We start from the raw sequence: 21650 nt of genomic DNA, 5'->3' as shown, positions 1-21650 counted from the left end.
TCATGGCTCCTCCCCCATCCCCATGCACGCCCTGCTCGCCGCCATCGCCACCCTGCCTCGGCCCACGGACGCCCAACGCTTCTTCCACGGGCGCGGCGGCCTGCATGCCGACAGCGCCGCGTGGACGCTGGATGCGTTTCCTCCGGCCTGGGTGCTGACCAGCTACGAACCCGCCGACGATGCCCAGCTGCACGTTCTGGGTGACGCCCTGGCCGCGCGCTGGCAGCAGATCGCGCCGGGCGAGCCCCTCACCTGGGTCTACCAGTGCCGCCCGCAAGGCAAGCACAAGGCGCCCGCGCACACGCAGCTGATGGCCGGTTCGCTGCCCGAGGTGCACGTGGTCAGCGAAGCCGGCCTGCGCTTTCGCGTCAACCTGCTGCGCGGCCAGAACCATGGCCTGTTCCTGGACATGGCCCATGGCCGCCAGTGGGTGCGCGACCACGTGGCCGCCCTGGCCGGCCAGCCCGGCACCCGCGTCAAGGTGCTGAACCTGTTCGCCTACACCTGCGCGTTCTCGGTGGCGGCGCGGGCGGCGGGCGCGCGGCAGGTCATGAACGTGGACATGAGCCAAGCCGCACTGGCCACGGGCGAGCGCAACCACCAGCTCAACAGCGCGCTGTGGGCCGCGCCACCCTCGGTGTACCCAATGCCGGCTGCGGCGGGCGTGGGCGGTGGCCTGCAGCCCGGCCAAGGCGGCGTGAGCTACCTGCCGCACGACATCTTCAAAAGCTGGGGGCGCATCACGCGCCAGGGCCCCTACCAGCTCGTCATCGTCGACCCGCCCAGCTACCAAAAGGGCAGCTTCATCGCCAGCAAGGACTACCCCCGCCTGCTGCGCCGCCTGCCCAGCCTGCTGGCACCGGACGGCACCGCGCTGCTGTGCCTGAACGCCCCCGAGATCGCCACGCAGGACCTGCTTGACCAGGTCGCCGAATGCGCCCCGGGCCTGCGCTTTGAACACCGCGTCAGCAACCCGCCGGCTTTCGCCGACGTGGACGAAGACCGCTCGCTGCGCGTGCTGGTTTTTCAGTGGACGGGCGACGGCGACGGTACAGACGCCTGAGGGCCGGATGCGGGCCAGGGCCAGAGCCGCCTGGTCATCTTCGGCCAAGAAGGCTTCGGGCTCGCCAAGCGCCGCCAACTTGGACACTCGCCGGATCGCTTGATCACACGGCTGTGCTCAGATCAAGCGCCGTGCTGCCTCTCTCGCCTCACCGAAGGGGTATGCACCGCTTTCCGATGATTCTTCATCGGCAGCACGGCCATACTGCCCATGAAACGATTCAGCCTTGGCGCACCGAGGCTTCGCGGTCGCTGAACAGGCCGCCGCCGGTGGGCAAGCGATCCTGCCGACTCTCCAGCCGGTCGAAGTAATCGCGCACGGCATGCCACTGCGCCGTGGCGCTCGTCAGCTGGTTCATCTCGCGGCGAAAGTCGTCGCCCCCGGGCAGGCCATGCACGTACCAGCCAATGTGCTTGCGCGCCGAGCGCACGCCCGTGTGCTCGCCATACAGGCCGTAGTGATCCTGCAGGTGGGCGAGCAGCGCGTTGCTGACCTCGCCCACCAGCGGCGGCGCCAGGTGGCGGCCCGTGCGCAGGTAATGCAGCACCTCGCGGAAGATCCAGGGCCGGCCCTGGGCGGCGCGGCCGATCATCACAGCATCGGCCCCTGTGGCCTGCAGCACCGCCTCGGCCTTTTCGGGTGAATCCACGTCGCCGTTGGCCACCACGGGGATGCGCACCGCCTGCTTGACGGCGGCGATGGTCTCGTACTCGGCCTGGCCTTTGTAGCCCTGCTCGCGCGTGCGCCCGTGAACCGTGAGCATCTGAATGCCCACGCCTTCAAAGGCGCGCGCCAGCGCCACGGCGTTCTTGTGCTCGGCGCTCCAGCCAGTGCGCATCTTCAGCGTCACGGGCACGCCATGCGGCGCACAGGCCTGCACCACCGCCTGAGCGATCTCGATGGCGAGCGGCTCGTTCTGCATCAGGGCCGAGCCGGCCCACTTGTTGCAGACCTTTTTGGCCGGGCAGCCCAGGTTGATGTCGATGATCTGCGCGCCACGCTCGACGTTGTACTGCGCGGCCTCGGCCATCATGGCGGCGTCGGTGCCGGCGATCTGCACGGCGATGGGGCCGGGCTCGCCCGTGTGGTCGGCGCGGCGCGAGGTCTTGAGCGAGTCCCACAGCTCTTTGCGCGAGGTCACCATCTCGCTGACCGCGTAGCCGGCACCGAAATGCCGGCACAGCTGGCGAAACGGCCGGTCGGTCACGCCCGCCATGGGCGCGACAAAGACGCGGTTGGGCACCTCGAACGGTCCAATCCGCATGCCCTGCTCTCCGACGGGTTCACCCAACACCGACACCTGTGTTCTCCACGACATGGCCGCCTGGCGGCCGCAACACAAAGCCCAAAGCCTCGTGCGCTCGAACGCGCGCGGCTTTGGGCCAAGCCCGCATCAGCGGGCGATGCGCCATGGTAGCGCACAGGGCCCGGCGCCAGGCGCTTCGGGGTTTTTCATCGCGCGCCGGCAGGCCTGCCCGCCTGAGCGCCGGGCTTCAGCGGCGCCAGGCCTGCGCCGCCTCGGTCAGTGTGCGGGCCAGGGCATCGCGCTCGGCCTTGGTGGCGAAGTCGGCCGCCGTCATGCCGAGCTGGTTTTTGCGCGTGGGATCGGCGCCGGCCTTCAGCAAGGCCCGGGCCGCGTCTTCAGAGCCGTACATGGCGGCCATCATCAGCGGCGTGGATTCGTTGGGCGACGGCGCGTTGAGGTCGGCCTTCTGGCTCAGCAGAAAGTCGATCATGGCCAAGTGGCCGTTGGTCGCGGCGTAGTGCAGCGGCGTCCAGCCCCTGCGGTTGACCTGCGCGCCCCGCGCGATCAACTGCCGGGCCAGATCCACCTGGCCGCGAAAGGCCGCCATCATCAGGGCCGTCTCGCCCTTGGGGCTGGTCTGGTCGGCCTCCAGGCCCGGCGCCTGGGCCAGCACCTTCGCCACCTTGTACGACTCCATCTGGATGGCCGAGTACAACACCGGCACGCCCTTGTTGGTGAGCGTGTTGGGGCTGACGCCATTGGCCAGCATCTTCTGGGTGCTCAGGTCGTTGTCCTGCGCGATGGCGCGCTCCATGTCGTCGGCCGGCGTGGCGTGGGCCAGAGAGCTGCTCAGGCCCAGCGCCAATGCAAGGGCGGCCAGGGAGCGGGGGGTGAAGCGGGTCATGCGCATGCCTTGGAAAACAGGTGGTTGAAGTTCTGGGCCGTGGTGGCCGCGATGGCCTCGACGCTGGCGCCGCGCAGCTCGGCCAGTTTGGCGGCCACATGCGGCACCAGCGCGGGCGTGTTGGTCTTGCCCCGAAAGGGCACGGGCGCCAGGTACGGCGAATCGGTTTCGATCAGCAGGCGATCATCGGGCACGAACTGCGCCACCTCCTGCAATTCTTTGGCACTTTTGAAGGTGACGATGCCCGAGAACGAGACGTAAAAGCCCAGGTCCAGCGCGGCGCGGGCCACCTCGCGCGTGTCGGCAAAGCAGTGGAAGACGCCGCGGGCCTCGGTGCCGCCACCGCCCTGCCCTTCGCTGCGCAGCATGGCCAGCGTGTCCGCCGAGGCGTCGCGCTCGTGGATGACCAACGGCAAGTCGGTGCGCCGGGCGGCTTCGATGTGCACCGAGAAGCGCTCGCGCTGCCAACCCAGATCGGCGATGCTGCGGCCGCCCTTGCGGGTTTCCATCTGGTAGTAATCGAGCCCGGTTTCGCCAATGGCGACCACGCGCGGCAAGGCCGCCCGCGCCACCAGGTCGGCCACGCTGGGCTCGGCCATGTCTTCGGTGTCGGGGTGCACCCCGACGCTGGCCCAGATGAAGTCCTGCGCCAGGGCCAGGGCGTGCACCTGCTCGAACTCTTCCATCGTGGTGCAGATGCACAGGGCGCGATCGACTTGCGCGGCCTGCATGGCGGCAAACACCGCCGCGTGGTTTTCGACCAGACCCGGGTAGGTCAGGTGACAGTGGGAATCCGTGAACATGCCGCAATTTTGCCTGCGACGCGACCCGGTCATTCCGGGCGAGCAGCGCGGTGTCGCCAGCTGGCCGGGCGGGCGCCGGGCGTTCCTCCGCGCCGCCTGGGATGGCCCCGCAGGTCGCCTGCCGGGGCGGCACCGGCCAACCATGGGCCTGCCGACAGCCGCTTCGGCCGCCACTACCACGAGGTATCGAGCCACGCATGCTTCAAATCAATCGGCAATGGCCCTATACCCATGCACCACAGCCATCCCGATTCCACCTTTTCGCCCGCCGGCCAAAGGCCTGGTCCGGCTCAACCAGCCATCATGCGCCTGGCGGCGCGCCGGGCATGACACCACAGCCAATGCCCTCAACGTCCGCCAGGAGGCTCACGCCCGTGTGGCCTGAGGGTGGGACACTTTTAGAATGGGGACATGCTTGAACTCGCCGCCCCCGTTCCCAGTCGTTCGCGCACCCTGCGCGCGGGCTTGACCCTTGTCCTGGCCTGCATGCTCGCCGGCACGGGCATCGCTCAAACCCCTGCCGACCGTGTCGAAAGCACCGACGTGCAGTCCAACGACCGCGGCAAGACCACCACGACGGCGATCCGCGACGGGCGCCGCATCGAGCAGATCACGGTGGAAGATGCCGGCTCGCGCGTGGATGAGCTGCGCGAAGGCGGCGAAACCCGCAAGATCACCGTGCAGCCCAAGGCCGACGTGCCGGCCTACGACGTGCGTCCGCCCGACAGCGGCGCCGGCTCGCGCCGCAACGACGGCTCAGGCAACGCTGGCGAGCGCAGCTGGAAGCTGTTTCAGTTCTGATCGAACGGTGTGGGCCGCGAGGCCTGATGTGACCGTCAGGGCGTGGCCGTCTTTGAACGAAAAGCGGTCTCGCACGATCGAGACTCCCCCGGTCTAACCGCCTTGCAGCGCAGGCCATGCAGCCCTGCGTGTGCTGGGCCATGTGCCTTCAAAGCGGGCAATGTGACGCCTGCCAAGAAGCGGGGCAGTGTGCATGCCCCACCCGCAACAGGCCGAAACGCTGGCTGGCCCTAAGGAGAAAGCGCGTAACAGTGAACCGTTCTGTGCGCTGCACCTCCCCCGAGCCATCTCCGCCCAAAGCGCCGACGCCGGCGCATCGGCCAGGGCTCAGCGGATCGTGATCTGGCCGCGCAGTTCGCCCTGCGGGAAGGCGCGCGTGCGCACGTTGACGTACCACAGCCCCGCCAGCAAGCTGGACGACTGCGTCGCCGTCAGGGTGGCGCGCCCCTCGTAACGGGCCTTGCCGGCGGCAGAGGCCCACTCGATGACGGCAGGCGCGTTCTGGTCCAGGTCGGCCGGCCCGTTGAAGCTCACCCCGGTGATCTCGCCGCGCAGGCCGCTCACGCTCGACTTCCAGCGCAGCAAACGCGTGCTGCGGTCGTAGACGGCCGCAAACTCGCCACGGCCCGAGGTGTCGGCCGCGGGCACGACTTCTCCGCCGCTCAGGTCGGCAGCCAGGGCCACCAGGTTTCGCTCGTCCGTCGGCGCCGAGGGCGTCGGCACGGGGGTGGACACCGCGGGGCTGGACGGCGCGGTCGGGCGCGTTTGTTGCGCGTTGGGATCAGGCAGCGGCGGCGGGTTGTACGGGGGCAGCGAACGCACCGCGCAGGCGCTCAAGAGCAGCATCATCGTGCCCGTGGCGGCAAGCTTCGCGGCTCGAATGCGATGGGTTGGGTGCTTCATGGATCTTCCTTGCTTGTCGTCAACGCCTGGGCTCAAGTCACCGCCACCGGGGCTTCGCGGGCCGCGTTGCATGGCTCGTGCATCGCCTTCGTCGGCTTGAAAAAAGGCCTGAGCGGCCACGGCCGATTATGACAAGCCCAGATGGCAGGCTTTGCCAGACGAAACCGGCAGCCCGCCGACAGGCCATGACCCGGTGTCAGCCCATCGATCAGCCCCATGGACGACGGTGAGGCCTCAGCGGTCATCTGGGCGGTTGCGCCGCTCGCGGGCCCGGCGCACCTGGCGGCTTTCGCTCGCGCGTGCGGCCTGCTCGGCGTCTCGGCGCTTTTTCTCCTGCCACCGGGTGGCCAGCTTGCGCCCCAGCCAGGCGCTGAACGCGGCAAAGCCCACCATCAAGAGCGTGCCGACCAGGTTGAACTCGCCTCCCATCACTGCACCCGCTGGATGTCATCGGGCTTGAAGCCCAGGTCGGCGGCCTTGCCCTTGCGTGCACGCAGGGCGCGCGCGTTGTTCAGGCTGCGGATCTCCAGCGTTTCCTCGCGCGCCTTGCCGCCGCGCCCCACACCGCTGATGCGCACGGAGCGCACGTAGGCCGCGGCACCGGCCAGCTTGTCCTTGTCCTCCAGGGTGATCAGGGTCAGGCCCTTGCCCCCCTTTTCCATCACCTTCAACTCGGCAATCTCGAAGGTCAAAATGCGCCCACCCGTGGAGGCGCAGCACACGTGCGTGGCCGCCGGCCACACGCCCGGGACGGCCTCGCCCTCCACCGGCTGACCGACGGCGACAGGCGACGGCCGACACACGGTTTCTCCCTCGGGCACGGCCATGAAGGTCTTGCCGCCGCGCTGACGCGAACAGAGGTTGTCCACGCTGGCGATGAAGCCAAAGCCGCCGCTGTTCGACAGCAGCAGCTGGGCGCTGGTGGGGCCGGCAAAGTAGTGCACCACCTGCGTGCCCGCCTCCAGGTCGATCAAGGTGGCAATGGGCTGGCCGTCGCCCCGCGCGCCGGGCAGCTGTACCACCGGCGTGCTGTACACGCGGCCATTGCTGCCAAAGCTGATGAGCTGGTCGACGGTGCGGCACTCGAACGTGCCATAGAGGGCATCCCCGGCCTTGAACGAGAAACTGGCCGCATCGTGCCCATGGCCGGTGCGCGCGCGCACCCAGCCCTTGGCCGAGATGACGACCGTCACGGGCTCGTCGGCCACCTTGACCTCGACCACCGCCTTCTTGTCTTCCTGAATCAGGGTGCGACGGGCATCGGCGAAGGTCTTCGCGTCAGCCTCGATCTCCTTGATCATCAGCCGGCGCAGGCTGGCCGGGCTGTTCAGGATGTCCTCGAGCTTGCCCTGCTGCTCACGCAGCGCCTGCAGCTCCTGTTCGATCTTGATGGCTTCGAGCTTCGCCAGCTGGCGCAAGCGGATTTCCAGGATGTCTTCGGCCTGCCGATCGCTGAGCGAGAAGCGCTCGATCAGCGCCGCCTTGGGCTCATCGCTGGCGCGGATGATGGCGATCACCTCGTCGATGTTGAGCAGCACCAGCTGCCGCCCTTCGAGGATGTGGATGCGGTCCAGCACCTTGTCCAGCCTGTGCTGCGAGCGCCGCGTGATCGTGGTCTGGCGAAACTGCACCCACTCCTCGAGCATCTGGCGCAGCGATTTCTGCACGGGCCGGCCATCGATGCCGATCAGCGTCAGGTTGATGGGGGCCGAAGTCTCCAGGCTGGTGTGCGCCAGCAGCGTGTTGGCCAGCTCGTCCTGGCTCACGGTGCGGCTCTTGGGCTCGAACACCAGGCGCACCGGCGCGTCCTTGCTCGACTCGTCGCGCACCTCGTCCAGCACCGCCAGCACCGTGGCCTTGAGCTGGGTCTGGTCCTGCGTCAGCGCCTTTTTGCCGCTTTTGACCTTGGGGTTGGTCAGCTCCTCGATTTCCTCCAGCACCTTCTGGCTCGAGACGCCCGGCGGCAACTCATCCACCACCAGCCGCCACTGGCCGCGAGCCAGGTCCTCGATGCTCCAGCGCGCGCGCACCTTGAGCGAACCGCGCCCTGTGCGATAGGCCTCGGCGATGTCGGTCGCCGGGCTGATGATCTGGCCGCCGCCCGGGTAATCGGGGCCTGGCAGCAGCTGCGCCACTTCGGCATCGCCGATCTGCGGGTTCTTGACCAGGGCCACGCAGGCCGCGGCCACCTCGCCCAGGTTGTGGCTGGGAATCTCGCAGGCCATGCCCACGGCGATGCCACTGGCGCCGTTGAGCAGCGCAAACGGCAGGCGTGCGGGCAGCTGTGCGGGTTCCTCCTCGCGACCGTCGTAGTTGGGCACGAAGTCCACCGTGCCTTCATCGATCTCGTCGAGCAACAGCCGCGTGATGCGCGACAGGCGGGCCTCGGTGTAGCGCATGGCCGCGGCGCCGTCGCCATCGCGGCTGCCGAAGTTGCCCTGGCCGTCGACCAGCGGATAGCGCTGGGAAAAGTCCTGCGCCATGCGCACCAGGGCGTCGTAGGCGGCGGTGTCGCCATGCGGGTGGTACTTGCCCAGCACATCGCCCACCACGCGCGCGCTCTTCACCGGCATGGCGCCATTGACCGCATTGGCGCCCGTGAACCCCAGGCCCATGCGGCTCATGGTGTAGAGGATGCGGCGCTGCACCGGCTTCTGGCCGTCGCACACGTCGGGCAGGGCCCGGCCCTTGACCACCGACAAGGCGTATTCGAGGTAAGCGCGCTGGGCGTAGGCACCCAGGCCCGCATCGTCGTCCAGCACATCGGACGGCTCGGGCGTGAACAAATCAGTCATGAAGGAGTAACAGAGGATGAATCAGTCGCCATCAACGGCAACCGGTGGATACTGTCTGAATCAAGCAAACGGATCGGCACTTGGGGCACCTCAAGCGGGGACGCCTCAAGGTTCGCCGCCCAACTGCACCTGGACGCGGCGGCCGCGGCGCTGCACGGCAGACTGGCCCTCGCGAGCCGGCGCCGCCGCCGCCGCGCCATCCAGCAAGGCCACGGCGGCGTCGGGGTTGAAGGCGGCATACAGCTGCAGCACGGTCTTGACGTAGTTTTGCGTTTCCTTGAACGGGGGAATCTGCCGCTTGTAACGCGCCACGGCACCCTCGCCCGCGTTGTAGGCCGCCACCGCTAGGTCGATGCGCCCGGGAAACAGCTTGAGCAGGTAAGCCAGGTAGCGCGCGCCGGTGCGCGCATTGATGCGCGGATCGGTCAGTTTCTCCTGCACCGTGCGTTTGGCATCGCCCACCACGCCATAGCGCTCGGCGGTGGCCGGCATCACCTGCATCAGGCCGATGGCGCCCATGGGGGACACGGCTTCGGGGTTGAAGCCCGATTCGGCCGCCGACACGGCCTTGAGCAAGGCGTAGTCCACCCCGTGCACGCGGGCCGCTTCCTGAAGGTGCTTGCGGTTGGCCTTGTAGCCCGGCAACTGGTCGAGCATGGCCAGGTGCCGCGGCAGGGTCAAGGCCTGTGCGGGCCGCGCCTGGGCAGGTCGCGCCTGCAGGCCTTCGGTGGTGCTGGCCGGCCCCGCCAGATCGCCCACGCGGTCGCTGCGCGGCAGCGCCACCGTCACCCCCGGCCCGGCATCCACACCGGCCCGCGCCGGGGTCTTGGAAAACAGCTCATAGCGCTCGTCGAGCTGCTGCGACGCGAAATGCGGCACACCGTCGCTGTCGACGAAGCCCCAGAGGTCGGCATGGGCCACGCCGGTGCAGGCGGTCAGCCCCAAAGCCAGCGCCAGGTGCGTCAAGCGCACCCGCAACCGCGCCCGCCAGCCAGGCCGGTGGATCGCGCGTGAGGAGCTCAAGCGCGGCATGTGGCCTGCGGCAGGGTGCCCGGCTTCGGTGCTCATGCAAACCATCGAAGGCTGCAGCCTTGCCAGAGGCGTCACCGCGTGCAAGCGACTGGCGGCCTGCCAGGGCTCCAGGGCATGAGCGGCCCGCGCCTGTTGCCGGCGCAGACCTTCGCCTGCCGGCACCATGCCCTGCCGGCGCGCCCCTGGCGCGCCACGTCGAAACCTTGCCATCATGCCAAGCCCCCTGTTCAGGACGCCCGTGCACATGCGCGATGCCGCCCGGCCATCGCTCACACGTCCACCTCGACCGAATCGCCATGCAGCTCCATCAGCTCGCGCCGGGCCGAAGCCTCGCCCTTGCCCATGAGCTGCGTCATCAGCGACGTGGTCTGCAACGCGTCCATGGCGCCCAATTGGACCGGCATCAGCCGGCGCGTGTCGGGATTCAGCGTGGTTTCCCACAATTGCTCTGCGTTCATTTCGCCCAGGCCCTTAAAGCGGCTCACGCTCCAGGCGCCCTCGCGCACGCCGTCCTTGCGCAGCTTGTCGATCATGGCCGCCAGCTCCCGCTCATCGAGCGCGTACTGCTTGCTCGCGGGCTTTTTGCCACGCGCGGGCGCATTCAGGCGGAACAACGGTGGGCGCGCCACGTGGATGTGGCCGGCCTCGATCAGCTTGGGGAAGTGGCGGAAGAACAGCGTCAGCAGCAGCACCTGGATGTGCGAGCCGTCGACGTCCGCGTCGGAAAGGATGCAGATCTTGCCGTAGCGCAACCCGCTCAGGTCGGGTTCGTCCTGCGGGCCATGGGGATCGACACCGATGGCCACCGAGATGTCGTGGATCTCGTTGTTGGCGAACAGGCGGTCGCGGTCGACCTCCCAGGTGTTCAGCACCTTGCCGCGCAGCGGCAACACGGCCTGGGTTTCCTTGTCGCGCCCCATCTTGGCGCTGCCGCCGGCCGAGTCGCCCTCGACCAGGAACACCTCATTGAGCGCGATGTCCCGGCTTTCGCAGTCGGTCAGCTTGCCCGGCAGCACGGCCACGCCGCTGCCTTTGCGTTTTTCCACCTTCTGGCCGGCCCGCTGGCGCGTCTGCGCCGCCTTGATGGCCAGCTCCGCCAGCTTCTTGCCCCATTCGACGTGCTCGTTCAGCCACAGCTCGAGCGCCGGCTTCACATAGCTGGACACCAGACGCACGGCGTCGCGCGAGTTCAGGCGTTCCTTGATCTGGCCCTGGAACTGCGGATCGAGCACCTTGGCCGACAGCACGTAGCTCGCCCGCGCGAACACGTCCTCGGGCATCAGCTTCACGCCCTTGGGCAGCAGGCTGTGCAGCTCGATGAAGCTCTTCACGGCCTGGAACAGCCCGTCGCGCAAGCCGCTGTCGTGGGTGCCCCCGGCGGTGGTGGGGATCAGGTTGACGTAGCTCTCGCGCACGTTGGCGCCGTCTTCGGTGAAGGCGACGCACCAGGCCGCGCCCTCGCCTTCGGCGAAGTTGTCGTCCTTCTTGCCGGCAAAGCCGCTGCCCTCGAACACCGGGATCACGGGGTCGCTGGCCAGCTCCTGCATCAGGTAGTCGCGCAGGCCGCCCTTGTACTGCCAGGTTTGGGTGTCGCGGCTTTTCTCGTCCGTCAGCGTGACCGACACGCCGGGCATGAGCACCGCCTTGCTGCGCAGCAGGTGGCGCAGCTCGTGCATGGGGTATTGGCTGCTCTCGAAGTATTTGCCATCGGGGTAGGCGCGTACGGTGGTGCCTTGCTTGCGCTCGCCAGCCTCCAGCGCCCGCACCACCAGCGGCTCGGTCACATCGCCGCCGGCAAAGACGATGGCGGCCCGCTTACCTTCGCGGTGCGACACGACCTCGAGCCGTGTGGACAAGGCATTCGTCACCGACACGCCCACGCCATGCAAGCCACCCGAAAAGCTGTAGGCCCCGCCCTGGCCTTTGTCGAACTTGCCGCCCGCATGCAGCCGCGTGAACACCAGCTCGACCACGGGGGCCTGCTCTTCGGGGTGCAGGCCAAAGGGGATGCCGCGCCCGTCGTCCTCCACACTGACCGACCCGTCGGCGTGCAGCGTGACCTTGATCTTCTTGCCAAACCCGGCCAGCGCCTCATCGGCCGCGTTGTCGATCACCTCCTGGATGATGTGCAACGGGTTGTCGGTGCGCGTGTACATCCCCGGCCGCTGCTTGACGGGCTCCAGCCCCTTCAGAACGCGGATGGAGCCCTCGCCATAGCTCGTGGCGGCGGGCTGAGATATCGATTGCGTGTTGCTGACCATGGGGCAATTTTAGCGTGGCAAGCAGCCAATGCCTGTGTATTTATACAGATGAGGGCCTGGCCTGAGCAGGCCCTGGCGGCAGAAGGCGCCGGGTGAACACCTCGCAGGGCCATGCGTCCTCGATGGCGTCATCAAGCCAATGAAGGGCAGTATTGGTCATTTCTCGTTTCAAATGAAACGGCGATGGCATGATACTGCCCAAATCCATCAACCCCGAACCAGGGCCACGCCCTTGTTCGCCAAGGCATCGGCGCGCTCGTTGCCTTCGTCGCCCGCGTGGCCCTTGACCCAGTGCCAGGTGATCTGGTGCGGCCCGGTGGACACGAGCTGGTCCAGCCGCTGCCACAGGTCCACGTTCTTGACCGGCTGGCCTGTGGATGTGCGCCAACCCTTGGCCTTCCAGCCCCGCACCCATTCGGTGATGCCCTGGCGCACGTATTGGCTGTCCAGGTAGAGGTTGACCTGGCAAGGCCGCTTGAGGGCCGCCAGCGCCTCGATCACGGCCTGCATCTCCATGCGGTTGTTGGTGGTGTTGGCCTCGCCGCCAAACAACTCTTTGGTGAAAGGCCCCGATCGCAACACCACCCCCCAGCCGCCAGGGCCCGGGTTGCCCTTGCAGGCGCCATCGGTGTAGATCACCACCGAATCCATTTTTGCAGTCAAAGCCGTTACCTCATGCTATTCAATGGAAGCCACACAATCATGTTTCAAGAAATTGATGGCCACTGCATCGACGGACGCTCCCCGCGCCGCCGATGCAAAGCGGCCGATTGTGGCGCAGTTGGCGACGCACGGACCTGCGCCCGACCGCACCAGGCATCAAGGCGGGGTGCGGGCCGTGGCAGGCGCCGGCCCGGGCGCCGGCGCCACGCGCGGTGCGCTGGGCGTGCGCTGCGCCACCACGGCCGCCTCGCCCTTGGCGGCCAGCGCCTTCCAGGGCTTGCCGATCAAGGTCGGGCCCGCGCTGCGCTTGATGGCCGTCACGCAGTAGGCCGCCCCCAGCACCGGCCACAGGCGCTCGCCCCAGCGGTCCATCCAGGCCAGGCGGGCCAGCCAGCTGGCACTGCGCGTGGCCGCGCGGTGACAGCCGTATTGCACCGGCCCCACGGCAAAGCCCAACAGGCGCAACCAGTCCGCCACACGCCAGGGGGCGATGAACTCGCCTTGCTCGGGCAGGTACAGGTCGCCGCCGCCCAGCCGCCGCCAGGCATGGCCCCGCCACTGGCGCGCCGCCCACAGGCTCAGCGGATTGATGCCACAGATCACCACACGGCCCTCGTTGACCAGCACACGTGCCACCTCGCGCAGGCAGGCGTGCGGATCGGGGCTGAACTCCAGCGTGTGGGGCAGCACCACCAGGTCCAGGCTTTCCTCAAAAAACGGCAGCGCGCGGGCATCGAGCACCAGTTGCGCAGCGGATGTCTCGCGTTCGGCCGAGTTGCCGGCTGCGGCTGATGGCCTGGCGGTGCACGCCGCGGTCGCCACTGCATCAGGCAAGGTGGTCGGCCCGACCGCTGGCGTGCGCAGCTGCTCATCGGGGGGCGCGGGGGGCTGCCCCTCGCCCGCACAGGGGGCGGCGCCGGCATCGATGGCGAGCCAGCGGTGCGGCATGCGGTTGGCCCGCAGGCCATCCACACGCGCGGCCCCGATTTGCAGCGCGTGGTAACCAAAGGCGTCGGCCACGGCCTGATCCAGCTGCGCCTCTTCCCAGGCCCGCAGGTATTGGCCCGGTGGCGTCAGATACCAATCATGGAGGGAAGCGGCGGTTCTTATAATCACAGCGGATTGCCCAACGGTTACCTGCCAGCAGTTTCAAGGCGCGCCGGCCGTCATCGCACATGGCCTCATGTGCCGGTGCAGAGGCGAGCGGTGAGCTTGGGTTGACGCAGCCTTCATCACGATCCCCATGCGCCACCTTCAACTGACCCCCCTGCCCGCCTTCAACGACAACTACCTGTGGCTGCTGGACGATGGCCAGCACGCCTTGGTCGTCGACCCCGGGGATGCGGCCCCCGTGCAGGCCGCTCTGGCTGAGCGCCACCTCACGTTGACGGCCATTCTAGTCACGCACCACCACGGCGATCACACCGGCGGCGTGGCCACGCTGAGGGACAGCACCGGCGCGCAAGTCTGGGGCCCGGCCCGTGAACGCATCCCGCAGCCCTTCACCCCGGTGCAGGCCGGTGACACCGTGGACGCCCTGGGCCTGAACTGGCAGGTTCTGGATGTGCCGGGCCACACGGCGGGGCACATCGCCTACGTGTGCCGCGACGTGGGCGGCAAGCCTCTGCTGTTCTGCGGCGACACGCTGTTTTCGGGCGGCTGTGGCCGCCTGTTCGAGGGCACGCCCGCGCAAATGCTGGACTCCCTGGATCAGCTGGCCGCGCTGCCGGGCGACACCCAGGTGTGCGCGGCCCACGAGTACACGCTGTCCAACCTGAAATTTGCGCGCGCCGTGGAACCTGGCAACGCCGACACGATCGAGTACCTGGCGCACTGTGAGGCCCTGCGGGCCGCCGGGCGTCCGACCCTGCCCAGCTCCATGGCCCTGGAGCGGGCCATCAACCCCTTTTTACGCGCCCGCCAGGACTCGGTGGCGCAAGCCGTGCAAGCCCATGCGAGTCTGGACACCATGGCGAGCCCAAATGACACGGTGGCGGTGTTTGCCGCCCTGCGCGAATGGAAGAACAACTTTTCATGAACGAATCGCTTTCGCCCCTGCGCCGCGCGTGTACAACACGCCTGTCCGCCCTGCCGCGTCGCCCGCTGTCGGCCTTGATGCTCGCCGTGTCGGTATTGGCCACGGGGTGCGCCACCCTGGACAACTCAGGCACCAGCGCCGATGCAAGCAGCCGCAAGCCCGCTCAGTCGACGCGCCTGGCCAGCCAGCCGGCGTCGGGAGAGATGGGTCCGCTGGAGGCAGGTCAGTTGAACCACCAGGGCGTGGCGCGCCTGGAAGCCCCCAACGACCTGTGGGAGCGCATCCGCCGCGGCTTTGCCATGCCCGATCTCGAAGGCGACCTGGTGCGCAGTCGCGAGGACTGGTACACCGAGCGGCCAGAATACCTGCTGCGCATGACCGAGCGCTCCCGCATGTACATCTTCCACGTGGTGGAAGAGCTGGAGCGGCGCAACATGCCCACCGAGCTGGCCCTGCTGCCCTTCGTCGAATCGGCCTTCAACCCGCAAGCCGTGTCGAGCGCCAAGGCGGCAGGCATGTGGCAGTTCATGCCGGCCACGGGCAAGTACTTCGACCTGACGCAGAACGTGTTCCGCGATGACCGGCGCGACATCCTGGCCTCCACCCGTGCCGCCCTCGACTACCTGCAAAAGCTTCACAACATGTTCGGCGACTGGCACCTCGCCCTGGCCGCCTACAACTGGGGGGAAGGCAATGTGGGGCGCGCCATCCAGCGCGCGCGTGACGCCGGCGAGCCCACCGACTACGCCAGCCTGCGCATGCCCAACGAAACGCGCATGTACGTGCCCAAGTTGCAGGCGCTGGAAAACATCATCGCCAGCCCGGAGAAATTCGGCGCGACGCTGCCCGAAATCGGCAACCACCCCTTCTTCGACACCGTGCGGCTCACCAGCGACATCGATGTCGCCACGGCCGCCGAGCTGGCCGAGATCCGTGTCGACGAGTTCAAGGCCCTGAACCCCTCCATCCACCGGCCCATCGTGTTCGCGGCCGGCACGCCCGAAATCCTGCTGCCCTGGGACAACGCCGAGGTCTTCAAGCGCAACCTGCAGGCCCGCCAGAGCCGCCGGCTGGCCAGCTGGACCGCCTGGGTGGCACCGTCGAACATGACGGTGAGCGAGGCCGCCCGGACCAACAACATGAGCGAAGAGGAGTTCCGCTCGCTCAACAACGTGCCCCCGCGCATGCTGGTCAAAGCCGGTTCCACCCTGCTGGTGCCGCGCGGCGATGGCGCCGCACTCAAGGTCGCCAGCGACGTCGTGGACCAGGCCCGGGTGGCCTTTGCCCCCGAGGTGGTGCTGCGCCGCGCCACCGTGCGGGCGCGCAAGGGCGACACCCTGGCCAGCATCGCCAACCGGTATGACCTGCCGACCTCCACCGTGGCGGGCTGGAACCAGCTCAGTCCCCGCGCCTCGTTGAAACGCGGCCAGGCCGTGGTGCTGTACCTGCCGCAGCGCTCCACCGTGAGCCGGGCTCTGGCTGCGGAATCGCGCAGCATCAAACCCACCGCCAGCAAGCGCAGCGCCAGCAACGCCCGTCCCGCAGGCCGCGCGCCAACCAAGGCGGCCGCCAAACCAACCGCCACCAAAACGCGGCAGGCTGCAGCGCCTCAGGCCAAGTCGGCCAAGCCCACCAAAACGGCCAAGCCGGTGGCCAGTAGCAAGACCAAAACCGCCAAAGCCAAATGATGCGGGACGGGCGCCTCAGCCGGCCAACTGTCCCCGCGCCTGTTCGATCCACTGGGGTGCCAGGGCGCGCCGCCAGTCGCCTTCGACGGGCGTGATCTGCAGGCGATCCATCACCGCCAAGGTGGCCACGAGGTCGTCCGGCCGCAACGCGCCATCGACCGACAGCGCGCCACGCGCCTTCTCGAACGCCAGGATGTGGTCGGCCTGCTTGCCCACGCCCAGCTGCGCGGGCAGCACCTTGGCCAGGTCGCTGGTCTGTGCCGTCTGCAGCCATTTCAGCGCCCGCGCCAGAGCCAGCACCAGGGCCTGCGCCGGCTGGGGGTTGGCACCGAGCCACGCCGTGCGCGCCACCAGGCACGTGCCCCCGTAATCCCCCCCAAACAGTGCGCGGGACCCTTGCAGCGTGCGGGTATCGGCGGCAATCTGCACCGGAAAGTCGCGCTCCAGCAGGTTCACCACCGGGTCTTGGGCAACCAGCGCATCCACCTGCATGTGGGCCAGGGCTGACAGCGCCCCTTCTTGCGCCCCCAGGCTCACCCAGTTCACGGCCTGCGTCGTCACCCCGCCCTTGTGCAACACCGCCCAGGCGGTGTGGCTGGCAGCCGCACCGGGCGCGCCGATGCCGATGCGCAAGCCGCTCAATTGCGTCGGGGCCAGGTAGCGCTCCACCGCCCGACGCGACACCAGCAGTACCGACTGGGGCGAGCGCCACAGTTGCATCAGCACACGCCAAGGGCCAGGGCCGTCGGTGGCGCCCGTCAGCAGCGACGGCAGACCGACCACCGCAAGATCGGCCTCGCCGCGCTGCAGTTTTTGCAGCGCCAGCGCATCGGTGGCCTCGTCGCTCCAGCGCACAAGCAAGCCCTGCTGGGCGAGGTGACTAAAGCGGTCGGCGCACCACAGCGGAAAGGCCTGGGTGGCATGCAGGCCAGGCACCACCACGCGCAAGCCGGTGGTGGCGCTCAGCCGGGGTGCCACCCCGTCCTGCGCCAGCGCCGGCATGGCCCACCCCGCGCCCGAGGCCGCGAGCCACTGCAGCACGCGCCGACGACGGAGGGGTATGGGGGGCAAAGCAAGCGGCATGGCCGACACGCTACGGCATGGGGGTGCAGACCACATCGGTGGCATCCCGCGCAGGTTTTCCCGGTTGCAGCGGCCTACGGCGATTCAGGAATGAGGATCCCCGACAGGCAGCGCCCAGCCGGCATGGCCGTGCGATACCCGGCAGCCTGCGTCTGTGGACTGGCTTTCGAGCTTGGGAGCACGCGCATGAGCGACCCGCCGGCCAATGAGCCAACCGCGCAAAACGCCGGGCTCGCGCGACCTGGCCAGCACCCACGCCCCGCCCGCCAACAACAGCCACATCAGGCCCTGAGTCATGGTGTCGACAAACTTTTAAATGAAAATGATTCTCATCATAGAGTTCACCTGCAGCGCACGCCTTGCCCGGCAGGCGCGCCGTCCGCGCTTGGCTGATCGGGCGCCCAGCTCCATCCACCGGGCCACTGACAGCGGCGACGTCTGGGCATGCGACGGGTACGTGCTTGGGCCAGCCGCCAGCGGATTTCACCTTCGCGGAAGGCATGGCACGGCTCAAATGGCCAGGGACCCAGATGCAGCACATCCGCGACTTGGACAGCCAGGGTCAAGGACAGCGCAAGTGCGCCTCAGGCGCTGCTCAGCGCCGATCGACCAGGGCGTGCGCGATGGTGCTCAGGTCCACATACTCCAGCTCGCTGCCGGCGGGCACCCCGCGCGCCAGGCGCGTGACCTTGAGCCCGCGCTCGCGCAACGCCGTGCCCAGCAGGTGGGCGGTCACTTCGCCTTCGGCGGTGAAATTGGTGGCCATCACCACCTCGTGCACCAGCCCATCGGTGGCGCGCGTCAGCAGCTGATGCACGCCGATCTCGTTCGGCCCCACCCCGTCGAGCGGGCTGATGCGCCCCATGAGCACGAAGTAGCGGCCCCTGAAGGCCGCAGTGCGTTCCACCGCCGCCTGATCGGCGGGCGTCTCCACCACGCACAGCAGCCCAGGATCACGGCGCGGGTCGCGGCAGGTCGCACACACCTCGTCCTCGGTGAAGGTGTGGCAGAGCTTGCAATGGCCCATGCGATCCACCGCCGCATCCAGCGCCTGAGCCAGCACGCGCGCGCCCTCGCGGTCGTGCTGCAACAGGTGAAACGCCATGCGCGCAGCCGACTTGACCCCCACGCCAGGCAGGCGCCGCAGGGCTTCGATGAGGTGATCGAGCGAGCCGGTGTCGTTCATGCGAAAGGGTATCTGTGCACAGTGCGCCCCGGGCCCGATGTGTCCGAGACTTTCCACCACATCGGCATCCGCATCGAAGACGCCGCCGTGGTGACCGAAGCCCGTGCAGTCGGTCTGGACCAGGTGCATGCGCAGCCCACATTGGGCAGTATGAACCAGTGGCCGTTCATCATCAAACGGCTTCCAACCCATACTCCATAAGGTGTGCGCACACCTATCAGAACGGGAACTTCATGCCCCCGGGCAGGCCCGGCATGCCGGCGGTGATCTTGCCCATCTTTTCGCTGGAGGTGTCTTCCGCCTTGCGCACCGCGGCATTGAACGCTGCAGCCACCAGGTCTTCCAGCATGTCCTTGTCTTCGGCCAGCAGGCTGGGGTCGATGGTCACGCGCTTGACGTCGTGCTTGCAGGTCATCAGCACCTTGACCATGCCGGCGCCGGCTTCGCCTTCGACCTCGATGTGGGCGAGTTCATCCTGAGCCTTCTTCAGGTTGTCCTGCATGGCCTGTGCCTGCTTCATCAGGCCGGCGAGTTGTCCTTTGTTGAACATGGGTGGGTCCTTCGATTGCAATGAAAAGCGTTGCGCGTCCGCTCACAAGGGCTTGACGCTGTGATCGATGATTGTCGCCGCGAAGTCGCGCTGCAGCGCCTGCACGAACGGATCGGCCTCGAGCAGCGCGCGCGCGGCGTTCAGCCGCCTGGCCTGCGCATGCTGATTGCGCAGCGACGGCGTGTCGGAAACCTCGGCCTGCCTGACCTTCAACTGCACGGCATGGCCGGCTGCCACCAGCGCGGCCTGCAGGCGCTCCACCGTGTTGGCGCTGCCCAGCAGGCCCGAGGCACACGCCAGATGCCAGGCATCCGCATCGCGCTGCAGCAGCTGTGACTGCAACGCCAGCTCGCGCACGAACCCGTTGATGGCCTCCTGGCCCACCAAGCCAGCCACCACGCGGTGCCAGAACTTGCCCTCTTCGGTGGGCACCAGCGGCGGCAATGCCTTGGCCTGGCCCGTGGGCACCTCGTCGCGCGACGCGCGGGCCACCGGCACAGACAGCACCGGGTGCGGCGCGTCGTCCGCAGGCAGCGGGTCGGGGGTGCCGCCCTGCGGCGCATCGCGCACCGGCAAGGCTTGCAGCGCGGCCCCAGCACCCGGCGCAAGCGGCTTGGCTGCCGGCGCCATCACGGGCGGTGCCGCATCCAGCTCCACCAGCTCGTCCCAGGGGGGCATTGACGGCGGGCCCAGGTCGTCCTGCTCATCATCGAGGGACGTCGATGGCTGGTCCAGCTCGACCGTTGCTGCGATGGCGAGCGGCGCTGGCTCCGGCGCACGGTGTTCGTCCAGCTCGTGGGCCTGCTCAGGCCGCAGCGTGGCGATCTCGGGCACCGCGTGACCCGGCGGCACTACCGGCACTACCGGCGCCGCAGCCTCGCGCCACGGGGGCGTCTGGGCAGCCTGCTCCACGGGCGGGGGCTCGGCCCGGTCTGGAACGGGGTGCGGCACCTCGGGCGGTTGCGACGCCATCGAATCCGGCGTGGGAGCAGCGCCCTGCCCGTCCAATGCAACCGAAATATAAGGGGTATCGAGCACTCTCGTTTGTTGCATCAACGGAGATTGCACCATACTCCGCCCGACCACCACATCAACCGGCATGCTGGGCCCTGTCGATCCGGACTGCCCCCTGTCGCCAACGACAAGCGGCGCCGCGGGCGGCACGCGCACCGGCATGGCAGCCGCCGCCGACGTTGCCACGGGCTTGGCCAACGTCGGTGCCGCAGCCGGGACAGGTGCCGGTGCGAGCCCCTGCACCACCGCCGGCGGCGCGGTGGCCCCTGGCGCGCGGCCAGCAGACGACGCGGACGCCTCGGCAGGCAGCGCCTGCTTGGTCAGGCGCCCGGATTCAGGCGTTTTTTTTTCAGCCCCTTCTGGCTGGAAGGCCAGAAGCCGGAGCAACACCATGGTCAGGCCCGCATACTCGTCGGGCGCCAAACCCAGTTCGGCTCGGCCATGGATGCAGATGCTGTAGAGCAGCTGCGTTTCATCCCGCGCCATCTGTTGCGCCAGCTGGTGCTCCATGCGCTGATCCGGATCGGCATCGGCGGGCGGCTCGGCCGTGCGCACGGTCTGAGCCACCGCCATGTGCTGCAACACCTGGGCCATGTCCTCGAGCAGGCTGCCGGCATTCAGCCCCACGGCCCGGGCCTGTTCGACCAGCCCCACGACCGCCTGACCATCGCCCGCCGCCAAGGCCTCGATGATGGCGAACACCTGCTGACGATCGACGGCGCCCAGCATCTGCCGCACCGTCGCTTCCTGGACCTGGCCGGCGCCAAAGGCAATTGCCTGGTCGGTGAGCGACAGCGCGTCGCGCATCGAACCCCGCGCTGCGCGTGACAGCAGCGTCAGCGCCCCTGGCTCGGCCTGGATCTGTTCGTTGCCCAGCACGGCCGCCAGGTGCTCGCGCACCGTTTCGGGGGCCATGGGCCGCAGGTTGAACTGCAGACAGCGGCTGAGCACGGTGACCGGCACCTTTTGCGGGTCGGTCGTCGCCAGCACGAATTTCAGGTACTCGGGCGGCTCCTCCAGCGTCTTCAACATGGCGTTGAAGGCCGTGTTCGTCAGCATGTGCACTTCGTCGATCATGAAGACCTTGAAGCGGCCCTGCACCGGCTTGTAAACAGCCTGTTCGAGCAGCTGCTGCACCTCGTCCACGCCCCGGTTCGAGGCCGCGTCCAGCTCGGTGTAATCGACGAAATTGCCCGCATCGATGGCGCGGCAGGCCTCGCACACGCCACACGGTTCGGCCGTGATGTCGCCCTGCCCATCCACGCCCACGCAGTTGAGCGACTTGGCCAGGATGCGCGACACCGTGGTCTTGCCCACACCTCGCGTGCCCGTGAACAGGTAAGCGTGGTGCAGGCGCTTTTGCACCAGCGCGTTACCCAGTGCCGTCACCACATGGGCCTGCCCCACCATTTCGCGGAAGTTGCGCGGGCGATATTTGCGGGCCAGGACCAGATAAGACATGGCGCGCATTCTAAGGAATGCCGAGAACGCCCTGCTCGTGCCGGCGGCCATCGGGGCGGTCGGCGGCTTGAGGCGCGAGAGTGACGCGTAATTGCCACAAAATTCAGTGAAAGGTATTACTTTGAACACATTAGGCTGCGCACTCCAGACATTTGTCAT

Annotated in this window: 19 protein-coding genes; 5 read left to right on the top strand and 14 right to left on the bottom strand. The window is 68.2% G+C overall.

Features of this window, described 5'->3' with window-relative positions; translation table 11 throughout:
• The first annotated feature begins 22 nt into the window (after positions 1-22).
• Positions 23-1063 (top strand): class I SAM-dependent methyltransferase, encoded by a 1041-nt coding sequence (locus tag CCO03_RS09820; protein WP_087280494.1) that lies wholly within the window; start codon positions 23-25, stop codon positions 1061-1063.
• Positions 1064-1283: 220 nt separating this feature from the next.
• Here the strand turns inward: CCO03_RS09820 and dusB are convergent, their stop codons facing one another.
• The 3 genes from dusB to CCO03_RS09805 form a co-directional block, all read right to left on the bottom strand.
• Positions 1284-2327 (bottom strand): tRNA dihydrouridine synthase DusB, encoded by a 1044-nt coding sequence (gene dusB / locus CCO03_RS09815; protein WP_087284507.1) that lies wholly within the window; start codon positions 2325-2327, stop codon positions 1284-1286.
• A gap of 229 nt (positions 2328-2556) precedes the next feature.
• Positions 2557-3213 (bottom strand): ankyrin repeat domain-containing protein, encoded by a 657-nt coding sequence (locus CCO03_RS09810; protein WP_157667618.1) that lies wholly within the window; start codon positions 3211-3213, stop codon positions 2557-2559.
• Positions 3210-4016 (bottom strand): TatD family hydrolase, encoded by an 807-nt coding sequence (locus CCO03_RS09805; RefSeq protein WP_087280489.1) that lies wholly within the window; start codon positions 4014-4016, stop codon positions 3210-3212. The genes CCO03_RS09810 and CCO03_RS09805 overlap by 4 nt, the downstream gene beginning before the upstream one ends.
• Before the next feature lie 411 nt (positions 4017-4427).
• Between CCO03_RS09805 and CCO03_RS09800 the strand changes: the two genes are divergently transcribed.
• On the top strand, positions 4428-4817 hold the full coding sequence (locus CCO03_RS09800; protein ID WP_157667617.1) for a hypothetical protein: 390 nt from the start codon (positions 4428-4430) through the stop codon (positions 4815-4817).
• A gap of 327 nt (positions 4818-5144) precedes the next feature.
• Here CCO03_RS09800 and CCO03_RS09795 read toward each other — a convergent pair whose 3' ends face one another.
• From CCO03_RS09795 to CCO03_RS09765, 7 genes are all read right to left on the bottom strand, one after another.
• Entirely contained in the window at positions 5145-5720 is a 576-nt protein-coding gene (locus CCO03_RS09795; RefSeq protein ID WP_157667616.1) for a CHRD domain-containing protein, read from the bottom strand.
• A 234-nt stretch (positions 5721-5954) separates the two neighbouring features.
• On the bottom strand, positions 5955-6149 hold the full coding sequence (locus tag CCO03_RS09790; protein WP_087280480.1) for a hypothetical protein: 195 nt from the start codon (positions 6147-6149) through the stop codon (positions 5955-5957).
• Complete coding sequence (parC, locus tag CCO03_RS09785; protein WP_087280477.1) at positions 6149-8515, bottom strand: DNA topoisomerase IV subunit A; 2367 nt, start codon at positions 8513-8515, stop codon at positions 6149-6151. The genes CCO03_RS09790 and parC overlap by 1 nt, the downstream gene beginning before the upstream one ends.
• A 105-nt stretch (positions 8516-8620) precedes the next feature.
• Positions 8621-9583, bottom strand: coding sequence for a lytic transglycosylase domain-containing protein (locus tag CCO03_RS09780; protein WP_236903763.1), 963 nt, complete (start codon positions 9581-9583; stop codon positions 8621-8623).
• 233 nt (positions 9584-9816) lie between these two features.
• Positions 9817-11808 (bottom strand): DNA topoisomerase IV subunit B, encoded by a 1992-nt coding sequence (locus tag CCO03_RS09775; protein WP_087280471.1) that lies wholly within the window; start codon positions 11806-11808, stop codon positions 9817-9819.
• Positions 11809-12015: 207 nt separating this feature from the next.
• The gene (rnhA, locus tag CCO03_RS09770; protein WP_087280468.1) at positions 12016-12459 is read right to left on the bottom strand and encodes a ribonuclease HI; all 444 of its coding nucleotides are present in this window, start codon (positions 12457-12459) and stop codon (positions 12016-12018) included.
• A gap of 168 nt (positions 12460-12627) precedes the next feature.
• A complete protein-coding gene (locus CCO03_RS09765) occupies positions 12628-13584 on the bottom strand; it encodes a class I SAM-dependent methyltransferase (RefSeq protein WP_418236057.1) in 957 nt (318 codons plus the stop codon).
• Between the two features lie 130 nt (positions 13585-13714).
• Between CCO03_RS09765 and gloB the strand changes: the two genes are divergently transcribed.
• Complete coding sequence (gene gloB, locus CCO03_RS09760; RefSeq protein WP_087280464.1) at positions 13715-14509, top strand: hydroxyacylglutathione hydrolase; 795 nt, start codon at positions 13715-13717, stop codon at positions 14507-14509.
• 77 nt (positions 14510-14586) lie between these two features.
• A complete protein-coding gene (locus tag CCO03_RS09755; RefSeq protein ID WP_087284503.1) occupies positions 14587-16197 on the top strand; it encodes a transglycosylase SLT domain-containing protein in 1611 nt (536 codons plus the stop codon).
• Between the two features lie 15 nt (positions 16198-16212).
• Here CCO03_RS09755 and CCO03_RS09750 read toward each other — a convergent pair whose 3' ends face one another.
• Both CCO03_RS09750 and recR read right to left on the bottom strand, forming a co-directional pair.
• The gene (locus tag CCO03_RS09750) at positions 16213-17238 is read right to left on the bottom strand and encodes an ABC transporter substrate-binding protein (RefSeq protein ID WP_157667615.1); all 1026 of its coding nucleotides are present in this window, start codon (positions 17236-17238) and stop codon (positions 16213-16215) included.
• A gap of 637 nt (positions 17239-17875) precedes the next feature.
• The gene (recR, locus tag CCO03_RS09745; protein WP_087284500.1) at positions 17876-18466 is read right to left on the bottom strand and encodes a recombination mediator RecR; all 591 of its coding nucleotides are present in this window, start codon (positions 18464-18466) and stop codon (positions 17876-17878) included.
• A 39-nt stretch (positions 18467-18505) separates the two neighbouring features.
• Between recR and CCO03_RS20070 the strand changes: the two genes are divergently transcribed.
• A complete protein-coding gene (locus tag CCO03_RS20070) occupies positions 18506-18667 on the top strand; it encodes a hypothetical protein (RefSeq protein ID WP_169717432.1) in 162 nt (53 codons plus the stop codon).
• Positions 18668-18683: 16 nt separating this feature from the next.
• On the opposite strand, the gene CCO03_RS09740 is transcribed toward CCO03_RS20070, so the two are convergent.
• Together CCO03_RS09740 and dnaX are read right to left on the bottom strand one after the other, a co-directional pair.
• Positions 18684-19016, bottom strand: coding sequence for a YbaB/EbfC family nucleoid-associated protein (locus tag CCO03_RS09740; RefSeq protein WP_087280457.1), 333 nt, complete (start codon positions 19014-19016; stop codon positions 18684-18686).
• Positions 19017-19058: 42 nt separating this feature from the next.
• Positions 19059-21491: a DNA polymerase III subunit gamma/tau gene (gene dnaX, locus CCO03_RS09735; RefSeq protein ID WP_087280455.1), complete on the bottom strand. Its 2433-nt coding sequence runs from the start codon at positions 21489-21491 to the stop codon at positions 19059-19061.
• Between the last annotated feature and the right edge of the window lie 159 nt (positions 21492-21650).

The sequence above is a fragment of the Comamonas serinivorans genome (assembly GCF_002158865.1).
Taxonomy (GTDB): Bacteria; Pseudomonadota; Gammaproteobacteria; order Burkholderiales; family Burkholderiaceae_C; genus Comamonas_E; species Comamonas_E serinivorans.
Note: the sequence above shows the minus strand (reverse complement) of the source record. Positions and strands in the feature narration are given on the sequence as shown.

Bases quoted from the DNA above. Each gene is read 5' to 3' on its own strand.
- CCO03_RS09810 (WP_157667618.1), bottom strand. From the start codon at position 3,213: ATGACCCGCTTCACCCCCCGCTCCCTGGCCGCCCTTGCATTGGCGCTG.
- CCO03_RS09775 (WP_087280471.1), bottom strand. From the start codon at position 11,808: ATGGTCAGCAACACGCAATCGATATCTCAGCCCGCCGCCACGAGCTAT.
- CCO03_RS09820 (WP_087280494.1), top strand. From the start codon at position 23: ATGCACGCCCTGCTCGCCGCCATCGCCACCCTGCCTCGGCCCACGGAC.
- CCO03_RS09740 (WP_087280457.1), bottom strand. From the start codon at position 19,016: ATGTTCAACAAAGGACAACTCGCCGGCCTGATGAAGCAGGCACAGGCC.
- recR (WP_087284500.1), bottom strand. From the start codon at position 18,466: ATGAACGACACCGGCTCGCTCGATCACCTCATCGAAGCCCTGCGGCGC.
- CCO03_RS09780 (WP_236903763.1), bottom strand. From the start codon at position 9,583: ATGAGCACCGAAGCCGGGCACCCTGCCGCAGGCCACATGCCGCGCTTG.
- CCO03_RS09790 (WP_087280480.1), bottom strand. From the start codon at position 6,149: ATGGGAGGCGAGTTCAACCTGGTCGGCACGCTCTTGATGGTGGGCTTT.
- parC (WP_087280477.1), bottom strand. From the start codon at position 8,515: ATGACTGATTTGTTCACGCCCGAGCCGTCCGATGTGCTGGACGACGAT.
- rnhA (WP_087280468.1), bottom strand. From the start codon at position 12,459: ATGGATTCGGTGGTGATCTACACCGATGGCGCCTGCAAGGGCAACCCG.
- dnaX (WP_087280455.1), bottom strand. From the start codon at position 21,491: ATGTCTTATCTGGTCCTGGCCCGCAAATATCGCCCGCGCAACTTCCGC.
- CCO03_RS09800 (WP_157667617.1), top strand. From the start codon at position 4,428: ATGCTTGAACTCGCCGCCCCCGTTCCCAGTCGTTCGCGCACCCTGCGC.
- dusB (WP_087284507.1), bottom strand. From the start codon at position 2,327: ATGCGGATTGGACCGTTCGAGGTGCCCAACCGCGTCTTTGTCGCGCCC.
- gloB (WP_087280464.1), top strand. From the start codon at position 13,715: ATGCGCCACCTTCAACTGACCCCCCTGCCCGCCTTCAACGACAACTAC.
- CCO03_RS09755 (WP_087284503.1), top strand. From the start codon at position 14,587: ATGCTCGCCGTGTCGGTATTGGCCACGGGGTGCGCCACCCTGGACAAC.
- CCO03_RS09795 (WP_157667616.1), bottom strand. From the start codon at position 5,720: ATGAAGCACCCAACCCATCGCATTCGAGCCGCGAAGCTTGCCGCCACG.
- CCO03_RS09805 (WP_087280489.1), bottom strand. From the start codon at position 4,016: ATGTTCACGGATTCCCACTGTCACCTGACCTACCCGGGTCTGGTCGAA.